Origin of the sequence: Vibrio intestinalis, from assembly GCF_025195085.2 — a bacterium.
In the GTDB taxonomy this organism is placed as follows: domain Bacteria; phylum Pseudomonadota; class Gammaproteobacteria; order Enterobacterales; family Vibrionaceae; genus Vibrio; species Vibrio intestinalis.
Genome location: NZ_JANAVY020000001.1, coordinates 690212 through 705235, shown reverse-complemented (window position 1 = coordinate 705235; position 15024 = coordinate 690212). Strand labels below are relative to the sequence as shown.

Below are 15024 nucleotides of genomic sequence, written 5' to 3'. Positions count from 1 at the left end.
TTGAGTAGGACAAGGAGTCTCATGAAAAACACATTCAATCACACCACCCCAGACGCACAAGGTTATTTCGGCGAATATGGTGGTAGTTTTATCCCACAAGAGTTGCAGAAAGTGATGGATGATATTACGGCTGCATACAATGAATGCCGTAAAGACCCTGAGTTTCAAACTGAACTAGCAAGGCTGTATAAGCACTTCGTGGGCCGTCCAAGTCCTATTTTTCATGCGCAGAATCTATCAGCCAAATATGGCGCGGAGATTTATCTAAAACGTGAAGACCTCAATCACACTGGTGCACACAAGATTAACCATTGCCTTGGCGAAGCTTTGCTCGCGAAGAAAATGGGTAAGAAGAAGCTGATTGCAGAAACGGGTGCCGGACAACATGGCGTGGCGTTGGCAACAGCCGCTGCACTTGTTGGGTTGGAGTGTGATATCTACATGGGCGAGGTAGATATTGCTAAAGAGCACCCTAACGTTGTGCGCATGCGAATTCTAGGCGCAAATGTTATCCCTGCGACTCATGGACGTAAAACCTTGAAAGAAGCTGTTGATGCGGCGTTTGAAGCGTATTTGAAAGACCCAATCAATCAACTTTATGCCATTGGCTCTGTGGTTGGCCCGCATCCTTTCCCTATGATGGTACGCGACTTTCAATCCATTATAGGTAACGAAGCTCGTGAGCAATTCCAAGAGATGACGGGCGAGCTACCGAACAGTTTAGTGGCGTGTGTTGGTGGTGGTTCAAATGCAATGGGTTTGTTTAGTGCGTTTTTAGAAGATCAAGACGTTGCTATACATGGTGTAGAGCCTGCTGGTCGATCAATCGAGCAAGTTGGTGAGCACGCTGCAACCTTAAGCCTTGGCGAGCCGGGTGTCATGCATGGCTTTAAGTCTTACATGCTAAAAGATGATCAAGGTGAGCCGCAGGAAGTCTACTCAGTGGCAAGTGGTCTAGATTATCCGTCCGTGGGGCCTCAACACGCTTATCTCAAAGATCTCGGCCGTGTAAACTATGGAACAGCTGACGACAAAGAAGCCATTGACGCCTTCTTTGAGCTATCGCGTCTAGAAGGCATTATTCCTGCGATTGAATCATCACACGCTGTGGCTTACGCATTGAAGTTAGCTAAGCAGGGCGAAAAAGGCTCAATACTGCTTAATCTGTCTGGTCGTGGTGACAAAGATATCGATTTTGTGGTTGAAAATTATGGCAAGCAATATGGTATTGAATCGCTGATTTAAGCGGTTTTTACTTTGTAAACAAAGCTGGCTGACATGCCAGCTTTTTTATTGCGCCTAGTTTGTTGATTCGAATGGTATTTGTATCTATTTAATAAACACAGTTATTATCAATAGAGCTCAACAATAAATAGTAAAAGGAAAGACTATGGATGCACTTGACCTGTTACTTAACCGCCGTTCGATAGGCAAACTGTCAGCGCCTGCTCCAGAAGGCCAAGCGTTGGAAAACATCATCCGCGCAGGGCTAAGAGCGCCCGACCATGCTGGCCTCACTCCTTGGCGTTTTGTCATTTCGCAAGGTGAAGGGTTACAAAAACTGGCCAACATTTTAGTCGAAGCCGCTAAAGCCGATAGCTGTGAACCTGAAGTGATTGAAAAAGTCAGCAATGCGCCGTTTCGCGCACCGATGGTGATCACGGTGATTGCTAAAGTTACCCCTCATGAAAAAGTGCCTGCAATCGAGCAGCATATTTCGGCGGGATGCGCGGCTCATGCGATGCAAATGGCTGCGGTAGCACAAGGGTTTCAAGGGTTTTGGCGTTCGGGTAAATGGATGTTTCACTCTCATGTTCGTCAGTCATTTGGCCTAGAAGGCGAGGATGCCATCGTTGGTTTCTTGTACCTAGGTACGCCGGGCTGCACGCCATTGAAAGTCCCTAATCGAGATTTGTCTAAGTTTGTCGAATTCCTTTAATGGTCATGCAATAAAAAACGGTTGGCAAAGCCAACCGTTTATAGGGACACGTTTGTAGAGACAGATGTGATGTGAATTTAGTGGATGTTGTAAGCAATCACAAAGTCGATGAACAGACGAACTTTCTCGGGTAGATGATCTTTGTGGTTGTACAGCATGTAGATATCACGCGGGTTTGCGCTCCAATCCTTCAATACCTGAATCAAGCTACCATCTTCGATAAATTCGCGGATCATCACATCCGGCATCAAAGTAATGCCTAAACCGTCAGAACAACTACTGCGCACAACATTCAAAGCATTAGCCTGAAAACGACCTTTGTCATTGTTGATAACCGTTTCACCGCTTTCATTAATCAATTGCCATTTAAGCAGTGGGTGACCTTTGAGTAGCGAGTGGTTGTGCAACTCTTCTGCATGGGTTGGTGCAGGGTAGGTTTTCAAATAGTCAGGGCTAGCCACCAAGATGTCTTTAACCGAGCTAATCTTGCGAGCAATTAGGCTGGAATCTCTTTGCGGGCCAACACGGAAAATCACGTCCCACTCAGTAGGATCAAGTTGGTCTGCGTGGTTGCTGGTGGTCAGTTCAATGTTGATATCTGGGTACTGTTTCATGAATTCATTGAACATCGGCATCATCATACGCTTGGTTAGGTTTGATGGTGATGAGATGCGAATTTTACCCGCTGCACCGCGACATTCGTCGGAAATTTCTTCCGCCGCAGAAGAGAGTCTTTGTAGCAGAGGAGAGCATTCGTTGTAGAATCTTTCCCCCGCTTCTGTCAACGACAGTTTACGCGCATGACGGTTCAATAACCTTAGATTTAGTGAGTCTTCTAGGGCTTGGATTCGTCTTGTAATGGTTGCAACAGGGATCATGGTCTTGCGCGATGTTGCTGTGTAACTCCCATTTTCGACAACGAGTCGAAATAGGTTTAGATCATCTAATTTCATGTTTCAGACACATATATTTATGAATTGTCATTAATCTATATCCTTAATGTGCGCTAAAGATTGAGTCACATCAACAAGTAATGCGATCTTTCACATTTCATACATACAAAAAGTGGCAAGCTGTAAGTTCACTATTTCTGTAGAAACATTCTCTCAGCGTCGCTTTCTATAAATCTGGTTAGCTACTATATTTAGGTTGGCTTGCCGAATAAATTATTCAATAACTATAAAAAACTAAATAACGAATCTCCAGTTTTCAGGTTGTGTGAGGCTTTTATGCATAAGATTATTGATGCTCAAGTTGTTCCTGCTGAGCATGTTTCAGCGCATAAGAAACGTATTATGTTAGTTGACGATGATCCGATCTTTCGTCGCATCACAGATGCCTTTCTTGTCAGTCAGGGATATGAAGTACTTCAAGCGGAAGATGGGTTAGAAGGATTGCGCCTGTTGCGTGATTTTGAGCCTGATGTAATTTTGTGTGATCTCGCAATGCCAGTGATGAATGGTATCGAGTTCGTTGAAGAAGTCAGTTTAGAGTACCCATCTTTGCCGTTAATAGTGGTGTCAGCCACAGAGGAAATCTCAGACGTCGCAAAAGCGCTGCGTTACGGGATTAAAGATTTCCTCACCAAGCCTATTAGTAAGTTTGAGCATTTATCAGAGGCGATTGAAAATACGCTCGAAGATTCTGATAACCACATGTGCGACCAACGCGACTTCTCTAGTCAGTGGTTTAGAGTTGAGAGTGGGGATATGCCAGAAGAGCAAGAGCTGCATTGGCATTTAGATTATCTACAGCAAAACCCAAGTGCGGCTAAAGATTTACTGCATGCACTATTACCAGAAAAAGACACCTCGCAAGGAGATTGGAAATGCAGTTATCGACTGCTGCAATCGACTGAAGTGATGCCTTTGGTATTTGATTATGCGTGGCTGATCAACGGGCAGTTTGCTTTCTACCTTGTGGATTCTCAAGCAGACAATGGCGCGGCAACAACCTTGTTAATTCGCGCATTATTTCACGACTATTTGCGTAATCTAAAATCGTTTAATGCTGAGCTTAAAGATCTGGCTGAGCTGATTGAAAAGGGCATTGAATGTTCTGACTGTGCAGCGCCTGTCAAAGCTTTGTTTGGCGTGGCAGATTTAGCTGAAGGGACAATTTCAATTTTGCCAGCAGGCTTAGATGCTAACTTTAGCAGTGAGATATATGCGCAGCATATTGATGCTGGGGTTTCACTCGGTGAAAAATGCCGTCAAAACCCAATCGTTGATGGATTGTCTATTACCCGCGCGAGCAATCTTAGTTTAAGTCGAATCGGTACTAGTAGCTTTAGTTTAGAGTTACAAAAGAAAAAGCACTAAACCAAATAGAGTCTAAGAGAGCAGCCGCAAGGCTGCTTTTTTGTTACTCGTTATCGAACCATCATGTGTTCCCTCATCGTACTTAACGATTTACCCTCACTTTTCGTCCGTGTTTGCTCAACGATGAATCGACTATAGTTTGACCATAACGATAAAATACCAGTACCAATTCAGTTGGGCTGCAATATTTCATTACAGTGAGGTAAGCGAACATGACAGACAAAGATTTCAAAGAACCTTATAATATTCTCTACTTTTTGGGATTCATTTTGGTTCTACTTATCCCAATGTTGCCAGCAATATTAACTTGGCTTCGTGTGCTTAATGGCTACGCGAGCTATTAAGATTGGAGCACACCATTACCATTCGTCTCATAGCCCTGAATATAGTGGGCGGCCTTAGTTTGTTGCTTGGATTCCTTGGTATCTTTTTACCTGTATTGCCGACGACTCCATTCGTGCTGCTTGCCAGTGCTTGCTTTATGCGTAGTAGCCCTCGCTTTAATCAGTGGCTAGTGGCGCATAAAACCTTCGGCCCTATCATTGAAAACTGGCACCAACACCGTGCGGTGACGCGTAAAGTAAAGTTGCGCGGGGCCATCGCTATGGTGGCGAGCTTTAGTTTCTCTATTTATATTGTCCCGCATTTCTGGTTAAAGATTATGCTAGTAGTGATGTTAGTGGTGCTACTTAGCTGGTTTATTCGTTTACCTGTGATAGAGCGCCTTGCTGAGCAAGAAGAAAATCACTAAGATTGGTAAGAAGTGTGCCTGCTTCATCGGAAGCAGGCGTTTGTTTTTTCGCCCCTAGATCGCTCGCAGGCTAATTGTCTTCAAAGCAGAGTTGGGGAGTGTGAACAATCCTTATCTGCGTCACATTAGCCGTAACCAATACGACTGCGCAGCCAATCTTAAGAAAGAAATTATGACGACTGAAACAATCTCACAGATCAAAGCAAGCATTAAAAGCATTCAAGACTACCCAAAACCAGGCATCCTTTTCCGTGATGTAACCAGTTTGATGGAAGACCCAAAAGCCTACCAAGCAACGATTCAGCTGCTAGTTGAAAAATACAAAGACATGGGCTTTACCAAAATCGTAGGTACTGAAGCGCGTGGTTTCTTGTTCGGTGCTCCGCTTGCTCTTGAGCTAGGTCTTGGCTTCGTACCAGTACGTAAACCAGGTAAACTTCCTCGTGAGACAGTTGCTCAAAGCTACGAGCTTGAATACGGCACTGACACATTAGAGATTCACGTAGATGCAATCTCAGAAGGTGACAAAGTGTTGGTTGTTGATGACCTACTAGCAACAGGCGGCACAATTGAAGCCACCACTCAGCTAATCCGTAAACTTGGCGGTGAAGTTGAGCACGCTGCATTTGTTATCAACCTTCCTGAAATCGGTGGTGATAAGCGTCTAGAAAAACTAGGCCTAAACGTATACAGCATCTGTGAGTTTGAAGGTCACTAATCGGAACGGTTCATGAGTTATCTTGCTTTAGCGCGAAAGTGGCGACCAACTAAATTCAAAGAAGTAGTTGGTCAAGCCCATGTTTTAACAGCCCTTGAAAATGCCTTAGAGCAGAATCGACTGCACCATGCTTATCTATTTAGTGGTACGCGCGGTGTGGGTAAAACCACCATTGGTCGATTATTTGCCAAAGGGCTCAACTGTGAAACCGGTATTACCGCCAACCCTTGTGGTGAGTGTGATACCTGTAAAGAGATAGACGAAGGTCGCTTTGTTGATTTACTAGAAATCGATGCGGCATCTCGCACTAAAGTTGAAGATACTCGTGAGCTATTAGATAACGTGCAGTACAAACCTGCACGTGGTCGATTCAAAGTTTACCTGATCGATGAAGTTCACATGCTATCGCGCCACAGCTTCAACGCTTTGCTAAAAACGTTAGAAGAGCCGCCAGAGTATGTGAAGTTCTTACTTGCGACCACTGATCCGCAAAAACTGCCGGTAACGATTTTGTCTCGTTGCCTACAGTTCCATCTTAAGCCAATCAGCGTTGATGACATTCACCAGCAGCTTGAAGTGATACTGCAAGCCGAGGGAATGACATTCGAGCAGCGTGCGCTCGGTATGATTTCTCATGCTGCTGATGGCAGTATGCGTGATGCTTTAAGCTTAACTGACCAAGCAATTGCCCTTGGCAATGGCCAAGTTCAAACCGAGCTGGTTTCTCACATGCTGGGCACGCTTGATACTGATCATGCTATTCATTTATTGGAAGCGATCAGTCATAAGCAGCCTCAGATTGCCATCGAAGCCGTACACCAATTGGCGCAAAACGGTGTCGATTGGGATGGGTTATTGCAGCAACTTGCTAGTCAATTGCATCGAATTGCTATGTATCAAGCACTGCCAAGTACGCTTGATAAAGGTCAGCCAGATGCTGAAAAAATTGAGCTATTGAGCCGAGCACTGCAACCGCAAGATGTTCAGCTCTACTACCAAATCGCTTTAAAAGGCCGCCAAGACTTACCGCTTGCCCCTTCTGAACGTGTTGGGCTTGAGATGGTTGTATTACGCATGATGGCCTTTAGACCAGCGGCAACAACATCGGCGAATATTATTTCTACCCAAGTGAGTGCTCCTGCTCAGTCAGCTTCGCCAGCAGCGACGGCTCAACCAGTAGCGAAACCGGCGCAGCCTCAACAGGTTAAGCAAGAAGTGATGGCGAATGCGTCAAGTACACCGCAGCGCGCACCTGTCGCTCCTGTGTCTGCGCCGCCATCAGCACCTGAGTACGATTTAGCGCCGCCGCCAGAGCATTACAGCGATCAGTATGACGCGGTTCACCCGTCAAATATGCCGACTAACGATATGTCATCAGCGGGTATGCCATCGCAGCAAGCGCCACTACAAGCGCAACCGGCGGCAAGACCAGCGACTCAAGCGACGTCTCAGCCTGCTTCACGCGTTAGTGGCTTGCGCCATCAATTGCGCTCGCAGCGTAATGGTTTGTCTGGTAATCAAGCTTCGCCGGCTTCAGGGGCACCTGCAAAAAAGCCTAATGCGACATCTGCAAATAAGAAAGAGTCTGTACTTGACCGTGTTGCTCAAAAACACGCAGGTTCAGCGCAGGTGTCGCCATTAAGCAACGGTTTGCCAAGTGCACCACCTGTTGAAGAGCAAGATCAAGCGTATCGCTGGAAACCTTCTTCACCGCAAGCTCAGCCGAAGAAGAAAGAGCTGACTCCAACGCAAATTAAACAAGCATTGGAGCATGAAAAAACGCCTGAAATGGCGCAGAAACTGGCGGATGAATCTGTGGTTCAAAATGAATGGGCGGCGTTGATCGCTCGTTTAGATACTGCCAAGTTAACCGAGCAGCTTGCGCTTAACTCTCACTATCAGAAAAATGGCTCATCTATTTTGCTAACACTGCGTCCGCAGCAAGCGCACCTAAATACCGACCGTGCACAGAGCGAATTACTGCAAGCGCTCAACACGGTATTGAACGAAGAGTGCCATTTGAGTGTCGAAGTAGGTGAGAGCGGACAATCTCCGCTAGAACTGCGCGATGCTTTGTATCAAGGCAAGCTTCAACAAGCGTTTGATAGTTTAGAGTCTGATGAAAACATTAAGTTTATCGAGACGCGCTTTGCTGCAGAGCTAGATAAAGAGAGTGTTAGACCCATCTAACACAGACAGATAAAGAATCATGGGGGTTGAAAGTAACACTTTCGACCCCATCTAATAACGAAACAAGCTAACCCAGAGAGATAAACATGTTTGGTAAAGGCGGAATGGGCAACCTAATGAAGCAAGCCCAGCAAATGCAAGAGCGTATGCAAAAGCTTCAAGAAGAAATCGCTAATATGGAAGTAACTGGCGAGTCTGGTGCTGGCCTAGTTAAAGTGACTATCACTGGTAGCCACAGCGTACGTCGCGTCGAGATCGATGAGAGCTTGATGGAAGACGACAAAGAGATGCTAGAAGATCTAATCGCAGCAGCATTCAACGATGCAGCTCGCCGTGTTGAGGAAACTCAAAAAGAGAAAATGGCTGGCGTAACTGGCGGTATGCAATTACCACCAGGTATGAAGATGCCGTTCTAATCGACAAGGTTAGTTAATGCGTACCAGTCATATGCTGGAACAATTGATGGAGGCCTTACGTTGTCTACCTGGGGTTGGCCCCAAGTCGGCGCAGCGTATGGCCTTTCATTTGTTACAGCGGGATAGAAAAGGCGGTTTGCAATTGGCGGATGCTCTGAGTCAAGCAATGACTGAGATAGGCCACTGCAATGAATGCCGAACGTTTACTGAAGAAGAAACGTGTCACATTTGTACTAATCCTAAGCGTCAGGAAAATGGGCAAATTTGTGTGGTAGAAAGCCCAGCTGATATTGCTGCTGTCGAAGCTACTGGACAATACTCCGGCCGCTATTTCGTTTTGATGGGACACTTGTCGCCGTTAGATGGCATTGGCCCTAGTGATATTGGCTTGGATGTGCTGGATTACCGTTTACGTCGAGGCGATGTTAAAGAAGTGATTCTTGCCACCAACCCAACCGTAGAAGGCGAAGCTACGGCACACTATATTGCTGAGCTTTGCCATGAACACCAAGTAGAGGCAAGTCGTATTGCTCATGGTGTTCCTGTTGGCGGAGAACTAGAGCTGGTGGACGGCACGACGTTATCACACTCTTTACTTGGTAGACATAAGATCTAGTGTCTTATTAAATATCTTTTTATAAATAAGCCCATCCTAGCGATGGGCTTATTTTTTATCAGAATAATAATAGTTTTATCTATTAATATTATTAACATAACTCGAGCTATGTTGATAGTTTGAGATGGGTTCAAGAACGGATATTACAATATAATCGGCTATATATATTTGATTTTTATAATAAGTTTGGATTTTAAATTTGTTTTATGATGTTGTTTTTATTAAGTTTGTTATGGGTTTTGTTTGTTTTTTGTGCAGGCGTGATTTGCGAGATTAATAGTGATTTTTCCTGATTTGATGTTAGACAAATAGTTCCAATTAGTTTATCAAAATAAATGAAATTGGAATTTATAAAGTATGCAGTCTTATATTTCCTTTTGTATTTAATTTATATTTTAAATAATAAATGTTTACAGAAAGGTTAATAAATGAAGAAACAAGGAAGAACCTTTACCCTTAAATTAGCGACCGTTTTAACGTCAGTATTATTGGGTAGCATCGGTGCGAGCGCTATGGCAGCACCAAAACAGCATCCTCACGTGGATTTTGGCGTCATTAACCAAGATCGTATGATTATGATGCTCAAGAAAACAGGAGTCATTCCAGCACAGGCAAATGAAACAGAGGCGGTTAAAGCCTTACATCAGTACCTTGCGATGACTCATACCCAGTTGCCAGAAAAAGGACAATTGGCCAACTTAGAAGAAAAGCGCAATCAGCGCTTACTTTCTTTGATGGAAACCCAACCAAATCAGCAAGTTGCTGCGCCGTACGCTTTGCCGGATTCAAACCAGCAATGGAATGGTCCAGTCACTCAAGACAAGATACTCGCTATTTTGATTGAGTTTCCCGATTACCCAGCGAATAAAGTTACCCCTGAAGAAACCTCAAATTATTATGAGAATTACGCGCCGAGTCATTATCAGGATATGCTATTCAACCGCGCTGGTTACGTAGGGAGCAATGGCGAGAATCTTATCTCTATGGTGCAGTTCTATGAGCAGCAGTCGGGTGGTTCATATACTCAAATCGGTGGTGTTGGGGGGTGGTATCAGGCCAAACATCCGGCTGCGTTTTATGGGGCGCAACAAGGTTCTGCTCGAGATGTGAACGCACGTGATTTAGTTCGCGAAGCACTGCTCGCTGCAGCGGCTGATCCAAATGTTGATTTGTCCGATTACGATTTAGAAGATCGTTACGATATTGATGGTGATGGAAATCTGCGCGAACCTGATGGTCTTATCGACCACATCATGATTTTTCACTCAGCGGTCGGTCAAGAAGCAGGTGGCGGTCATTTAGGCTCTGATGCGATTTGGTCTCACCGTTGGAATCTTGGTGGTGTATTCCCTATTAATGGTACATCTACACCAATTCCGAACTGGGGCGGTCAACTTGCTGCGTACGATTATACAATTCAGCCAATCGATGCTGCTGCCGGTGTTGCTGCGCACGAATATGGTCATGACTTAGGTTTACCCGATGAATACGACACCGTTTATGGTGAAGACGAATGGAACAGTGTTCCCGGAGAACCAGTGTCATATTGGTCTATCATGTCGTCTGGTTCTTGGGCAGGGTTTATCCCGGGAACTGAGCCGACAGGCTTTAGTCCATGGGCAAGGCAGTTCCTGCAGAACTCTCTAGGAGGCAATTGGCTTCACGGTGAGGTGTTAGAATTTGCTGATCTTAATAGCCAGCCATATGCAGTGAAGCTAGACCAAGCGGCAGGAAAAGGGGGTAACCATGATTTCCTGCGTATCAATTTACCACCTAAGAAAGTCACATTGTCGGATGTTATTGGTACTCAGTCTTTCTACTCACTGCGAGGAGATAACCTAAACACTAACCTGAATGTGACGGTGAAAATTCCGAATGCCGCTAGTGCGACTTTAAATTTTAAGGTTAAGTACGACATCGAACCTGATTTTGATTTTGGCCGCGTTTTGGTAAATGGAACACCAATAGCCGGAAACATCACGACTACTCATGATCCACATGCAATTGGCTATGGTATCGGTTTTACTGGAACATCAGCAGATTGGGTAGATGCGAGCTTTGACTTGAGTGCTTTTGCCGGTCAAAACGTAACAATCAGTTTTAACTATCTAACCGATGGTGGCTATATTCAAAATGGTTTTTGGTTCGATGAGGTTCGCATCGTAGCTGATGGTCAAGAAGTGGCTTACTTCAATGGGGAAACCGTAGAACCAGAGCTCACTTTTGCAGGTATGGTGCTTAATGATGGGTCATTTGATTATGAGCATTACTACTTAGCTGAGTGGCGTCAGCATAAAGGCGTAGATAAAGGTTTAGCGCATATTAACCGTAATCAGCACATTATGAGTTTTGACCCGGGCTTGGTACTTTGGTATGTGGATACTTCGCACACAGATAACGGTGTATCTGGCCATCCGGGAGAAGGTTGGTTAGGTGTGGTGGATGCCGATAGAAACCCACAGGTGTGGGATGACGGTACACCAGCGACTTCCCGTTACCAAGTTCGCGATGCTGCCTTTAATACCGCAGTTGGGACACCAATCACCATGGTGGACAAACAAGGTCGAGTATTAACAGACCCTTATGTCGTCGCGAACCCACAGTTTGCGGATTGGGAAGATTACTCGAACCCGACCAGACCAGCGACTGGCCGCTTAACTCCGCATTATGGCATTGTACTGGAAGTGGTTGATCAGGCGACTGATGGCAGCAGTGCAACGGTTAACGTTATGAAGATTTGGTAATTAATACGAAGAAGCCCGCTAGTGATAGCGGGCTTTTTATTATCCTGCACGGGGGGTACAGGAGCATAAACTCGATTAGCTAAACGCTACGAATGGAGAGATACACAGTAGGATACCTGTCGCAATGATTAGGTAGAGTGAAGCGCCTTTAAACTTATGTAGAGATGGCACTTGGTACACAAGGTAAGCCGGAATCAAACAGCCAATTAGACCGAAGATAGGGCTACATACTGACGTGAAGCTTAGTACAGGAAGGTTCAGTACAATCGCGCCCCAAGACATTAGAATTGCGAATAGGATAATGCCTTTAGTCACAAGATCTTTGTTGATGCTCTCTTCTGGCATTACTTTCTTAAGTGCTAGCATTGCTAGGCCTTGGCAAGAGTCGCGGAAGCCTAGGTAAACGCCGAAGAATGCCGTCATTACAGAGAAGATGTTTAGCATTAGGCTCAGTAGTTTCAGCGTTGCACCGTCCATACCTTGCGCCACCATTGCTAGTGCAGAAATGTTCTCTTCAGCCGCTTTTACCGCTTGTTCATGTGACATTGCAAGAGTGAACGAGATCGCGTAGAAAAATACGGTTACAAACAGGATGCCGAAAGCAATCTTCATAGCACGCATCGCTTTGAAGCGCGCAACTTCGATAGATTTTTCACGAGAGCGGTATGAGATAACCATTGGGCTTAAGCTTTGGATAAACAAGATTGAAGTCAGTGTAAATGGCAGTAGCTCAATCGCATCTTTAAGGCCAGCGCCTGTTTCTGGAATCGCGCCAACATTTGCGAAGTCCCATTTCTCAACCATCATGAAACCAAGCAGCGCAACGGTGAATAGCTTAGTTAATACAAGACCGGTACTGATTTTAAAGAGAATCTTTTCACCGCGAGACGCGATAGCTACCAAGGCAACCACTAAAGCCAAACCATAGAATGGGTTTTCAGACAATAAGCCTTCGGTTACCCCAAAGCTTTGCAGGAATGAAGCTGAGTCATTGTTGATGGCGGTGGAGTAAACAAATACCCAAATCACTAGCATAACAAAGTAGAGAACACCCAGTAGCGCGCCCCATTTGTTACCTAGGTACCCAGAAATAACGCCTGCGTAATCTTGGCACTTTGGCGAGGTAGAAAGTGTATTGATGAAAAGGCGTTGGAAAAGATACATCGCAGGGTAGCCAATTACCGCAGACGCTAGGAATACCCATAGGCCTAGCACACCCACTTTAACGGGTAAGAATACGATACCGGCACCAATCGCCATACCAATACTCATGATTACCCAGCCCCAGTCTGTGCTGTCTAATTTAATTGCTTGTTTCCACTCTTGTTCGCTCATGCCTGCTTTAATGTGCGGCGGCTCTTTGCCTAGAGGGAGGTTCTCTGTAGGTACATTCACGCTCATTTGTATTTTCTCGTGTAGTTATGAATTTTTCTCAAATCTAGTTGAGTAAAATTAATTGATCAATCAAATTAATCTGAGTTCATATAAATTTGAGAAGTTGGCGATATTTTTCAAATTTAGACGAGAATTAGATCGTTTTTGTGATCTGAGTAGGTTGTTATGCTCGGATAAAGTTGAAAGAATGCAGGTGTGGCACGTTGTTGTGTTACGTAATTGTAGATAAATAACTAAAATATATGTGAGGAAATGATGAGAAAAGTGATCAATTCAGAGAAAGCTCCAGCTGCGATTGGCCCTTACTCTCACGGCACGTCATTTGGCGAGTTTATTTTTACGTCAGGTCAGTTACCGGTAAATAGTGAAACGGGGAAAGTGGTTGAAGGTGGTATTACTGCTCAAAGCCAACAGTCATTAACGAATTTGAAAAATGTACTAGAAGCCGGCGGTGGCAGCATTGAAAGCGTACTGAAAACCACGTGCTATCTAGCGAACATTGAAGACTTTGCTGAATTCAACAAGGTGTATGCAGAGTTCTTCAAAACAGATTGCCCAGCGCGTAGCTGCTTTGCAGTAAAAGATCTGCCGCTTGGCGTATTAATTGAAGTTGAAGCGATCGCTTGTAAAGCGTAAGCACGGAGTTTGATCATGAAACAGCAGTGGCAACAATATATCCAAATTATCAAGCAAGTCGTTAAACCTGCTTTGGGATGTACCGAACCCATTGCTGCTGCATATGCAGCAGCAGTAGCGAGCAAAGAGCTAGGGAATAAAACTCCTGACCGTATTGAAGTGCGAGTGTCGGACAACCTGTACAAAAACTCGATGGGGGTTTATGTACCAGGAACAGGAAAAGTCGGCCTGAAAATCGCGTCAGCGGTAGGTGCTTTAGCGGGCAATCCTGATGCAGAGCTTGAAGTGTTGGCTAAAATCGACGCGCAAGACGTTGCCGCTGCACAAGCTCTGATTGACCAAGATAGAGTGACGGTATCACGCATTGATACCCAAGAGTTCATCTACTGTAGTGTGACCATGACTGCAGGTGATGACACAGTAAGTATCACTATTAGTGGTGGTCATACTAATGTCATCAACAAAACACTCAATGGTGAAATCACTTTTGAAGCGCCACAAGATCAACGCGTTGCCACGGCTTCAGTGTGTGAAGGCGTTAATATCTCAATCAAAGAGATCTATGACTTTGCGATGCAAGCTGAGTTTGAAGACATCCGCTTTATCCTACAAGCGGCTGAATTGAATACTCAGTTGGCGCAAGAGGGCATTATTCATGCTTATGGCTTAGAAATTGGCCGCACTCTTAAAACCAACATTGAGCAAGGTTTGTTAGGTAACGATTTAATGAGCCGAATTCAGATGATGACGTCAGCAGCGTCGGATGCGCGTATGGGCGGTGCAACACTACCAGCAATGAGTAACTTCGGCAGTGGTAACCAAGGCATCGCAGCAACCATGCCAGTTGTGGTGGCTGCAGAAGTATTAAATAGCTCAGAAGATCAGTTAGCTCGCGCACTTATTATGAGTCATCTTGGTGCTATTTACATCAAATCTCACTACCCACCATTATCCGCATTTTGTGGTAATACAGTGACCAGTGCAGCCGCAGCGATGGCACTGGTTTACCTAGCAGGTGGCAGTTTTGAGCAATCATGCTTTGCGATTCAGAACGTCATCAGCGATAGCTCAGGCATGGTCTGTGACGGTGCGAAATCTTCTTGTGCGATGAAAGTATGTACTTCATCGACGACAGCAGTACGCTCTTATTTGATGGCGATGAATAACCATTCAGTTCAAAATCAAGGTATAGTAGGGCAAGAAGTAGAGCAAACCATTAAAAACGTTGGCTCTATGGTAAGTTTAGGTATGGCATATACCGATAAATCAATTATCGATATTATGTCTGCGTAAAATCA

The 15024-nt window shown here is 44.9% G+C and carries 13 protein-coding genes; 11 read left to right on the top strand and 2 right to left on the bottom strand.

Annotated elements, in window-relative coordinates; translation table 11 throughout:
- The first annotated feature begins 21 nt into the window (after positions 1-21).
- Both trpB and MU515_RS03070 read left to right on the top strand, forming a co-directional pair.
- On the top strand, positions 22-1245 hold the full coding sequence (trpB, locus tag MU515_RS03075) for a tryptophan synthase subunit beta (RefSeq protein WP_260258902.1): 1224 nt from the start codon (positions 22-24) through the stop codon (positions 1243-1245).
- A 145-nt stretch (positions 1246-1390) separates the two neighbouring features.
- Positions 1391-1939 carry an NAD(P)H nitroreductase gene (locus MU515_RS03070; RefSeq protein ID WP_260258901.1) on the top strand — a complete coding sequence of 183 codons (549 nt, stop codon included), beginning with the start codon at positions 1391-1393 and terminating at the stop codon, positions 1937-1939.
- Between the two features lie 77 nt (positions 1940-2016).
- On the opposite strand, the gene MU515_RS03065 is transcribed toward MU515_RS03070, so the two are convergent.
- Positions 2017-2892: a LysR family transcriptional regulator gene (locus MU515_RS03065; protein WP_260258900.1), complete on the bottom strand. Its 876-nt coding sequence runs from the start codon at positions 2890-2892 to the stop codon at positions 2017-2019.
- Positions 2893-3168: 276 nt separating this feature from the next.
- Between MU515_RS03065 and MU515_RS03060 the strand changes: the two genes are divergently transcribed.
- The 7 genes from MU515_RS03060 to MU515_RS03030 all read left to right on the top strand — a co-directional run bounded on the left by MU515_RS03060 (position 3169) and on the right by MU515_RS03030 (position 11695).
- Entirely contained in the window at positions 3169-4260 is a 1092-nt protein-coding gene (locus tag MU515_RS03060; protein WP_260258899.1) for a response regulator, read from the top strand.
- A gap of 385 nt (positions 4261-4645) precedes the next feature.
- Positions 4646-5011, top strand: coding sequence for a YbaN family protein (locus MU515_RS03055; RefSeq protein WP_260259180.1), 366 nt, complete (start codon positions 4646-4648; stop codon positions 5009-5011).
- A 172-nt stretch (positions 5012-5183) separates the two neighbouring features.
- Complete coding sequence (gene apt, locus MU515_RS03050) at positions 5184-5729, top strand: adenine phosphoribosyltransferase (protein ID WP_260259179.1); 546 nt, start codon at positions 5184-5186, stop codon at positions 5727-5729.
- 12 nt (positions 5730-5741) lie between these two features.
- Positions 5742-7919: a DNA polymerase III subunit gamma/tau gene (gene dnaX / locus MU515_RS03045; RefSeq protein WP_260258898.1), complete on the top strand. Its 2178-nt coding sequence runs from the start codon at positions 5742-5744 to the stop codon at positions 7917-7919.
- Between the two features lie 86 nt (positions 7920-8005).
- Positions 8006-8335 (top strand): YbaB/EbfC family nucleoid-associated protein, encoded by a 330-nt coding sequence (locus MU515_RS03040; RefSeq protein ID WP_006959389.1) that lies wholly within the window; start codon positions 8006-8008, stop codon positions 8333-8335.
- 16 nt (positions 8336-8351) lie between these two features.
- Positions 8352-8951, top strand: a complete 600-nt coding sequence (gene recR / locus MU515_RS03035) for a recombination mediator RecR (protein ID WP_260258897.1) — start codon at positions 8352-8354, stop codon at positions 8949-8951.
- A gap of 428 nt (positions 8952-9379) precedes the next feature.
- A complete protein-coding gene (locus tag MU515_RS03030) occupies positions 9380-11695 on the top strand; it encodes an immune inhibitor A (RefSeq protein WP_260258896.1) in 2316 nt (771 codons plus the stop codon).
- A gap of 75 nt (positions 11696-11770) precedes the next feature.
- Here MU515_RS03030 and MU515_RS03025 read toward each other — a convergent pair whose 3' ends face one another.
- Complete coding sequence (locus MU515_RS03025) at positions 11771-13030, bottom strand: amino acid permease (RefSeq protein WP_260259178.1); 1260 nt, start codon at positions 13028-13030, stop codon at positions 11771-11773.
- A gap of 315 nt (positions 13031-13345) precedes the next feature.
- Between MU515_RS03025 and MU515_RS03020 the strand changes: the two genes are divergently transcribed.
- Both MU515_RS03020 and MU515_RS03015 read left to right on the top strand, forming a co-directional pair.
- The gene (locus MU515_RS03020; RefSeq protein WP_260259177.1) at positions 13346-13726 is read left to right on the top strand and encodes a RidA family protein; all 381 of its coding nucleotides are present in this window, start codon (positions 13346-13348) and stop codon (positions 13724-13726) included.
- Between the two features lie 15 nt (positions 13727-13741).
- A complete protein-coding gene (locus tag MU515_RS03015) occupies positions 13742-15019 on the top strand; it encodes an L-cysteine desulfidase family protein (protein ID WP_260258895.1) in 1278 nt (425 codons plus the stop codon).
- Positions 15020-15024: the final 5 nt, after the last annotated feature.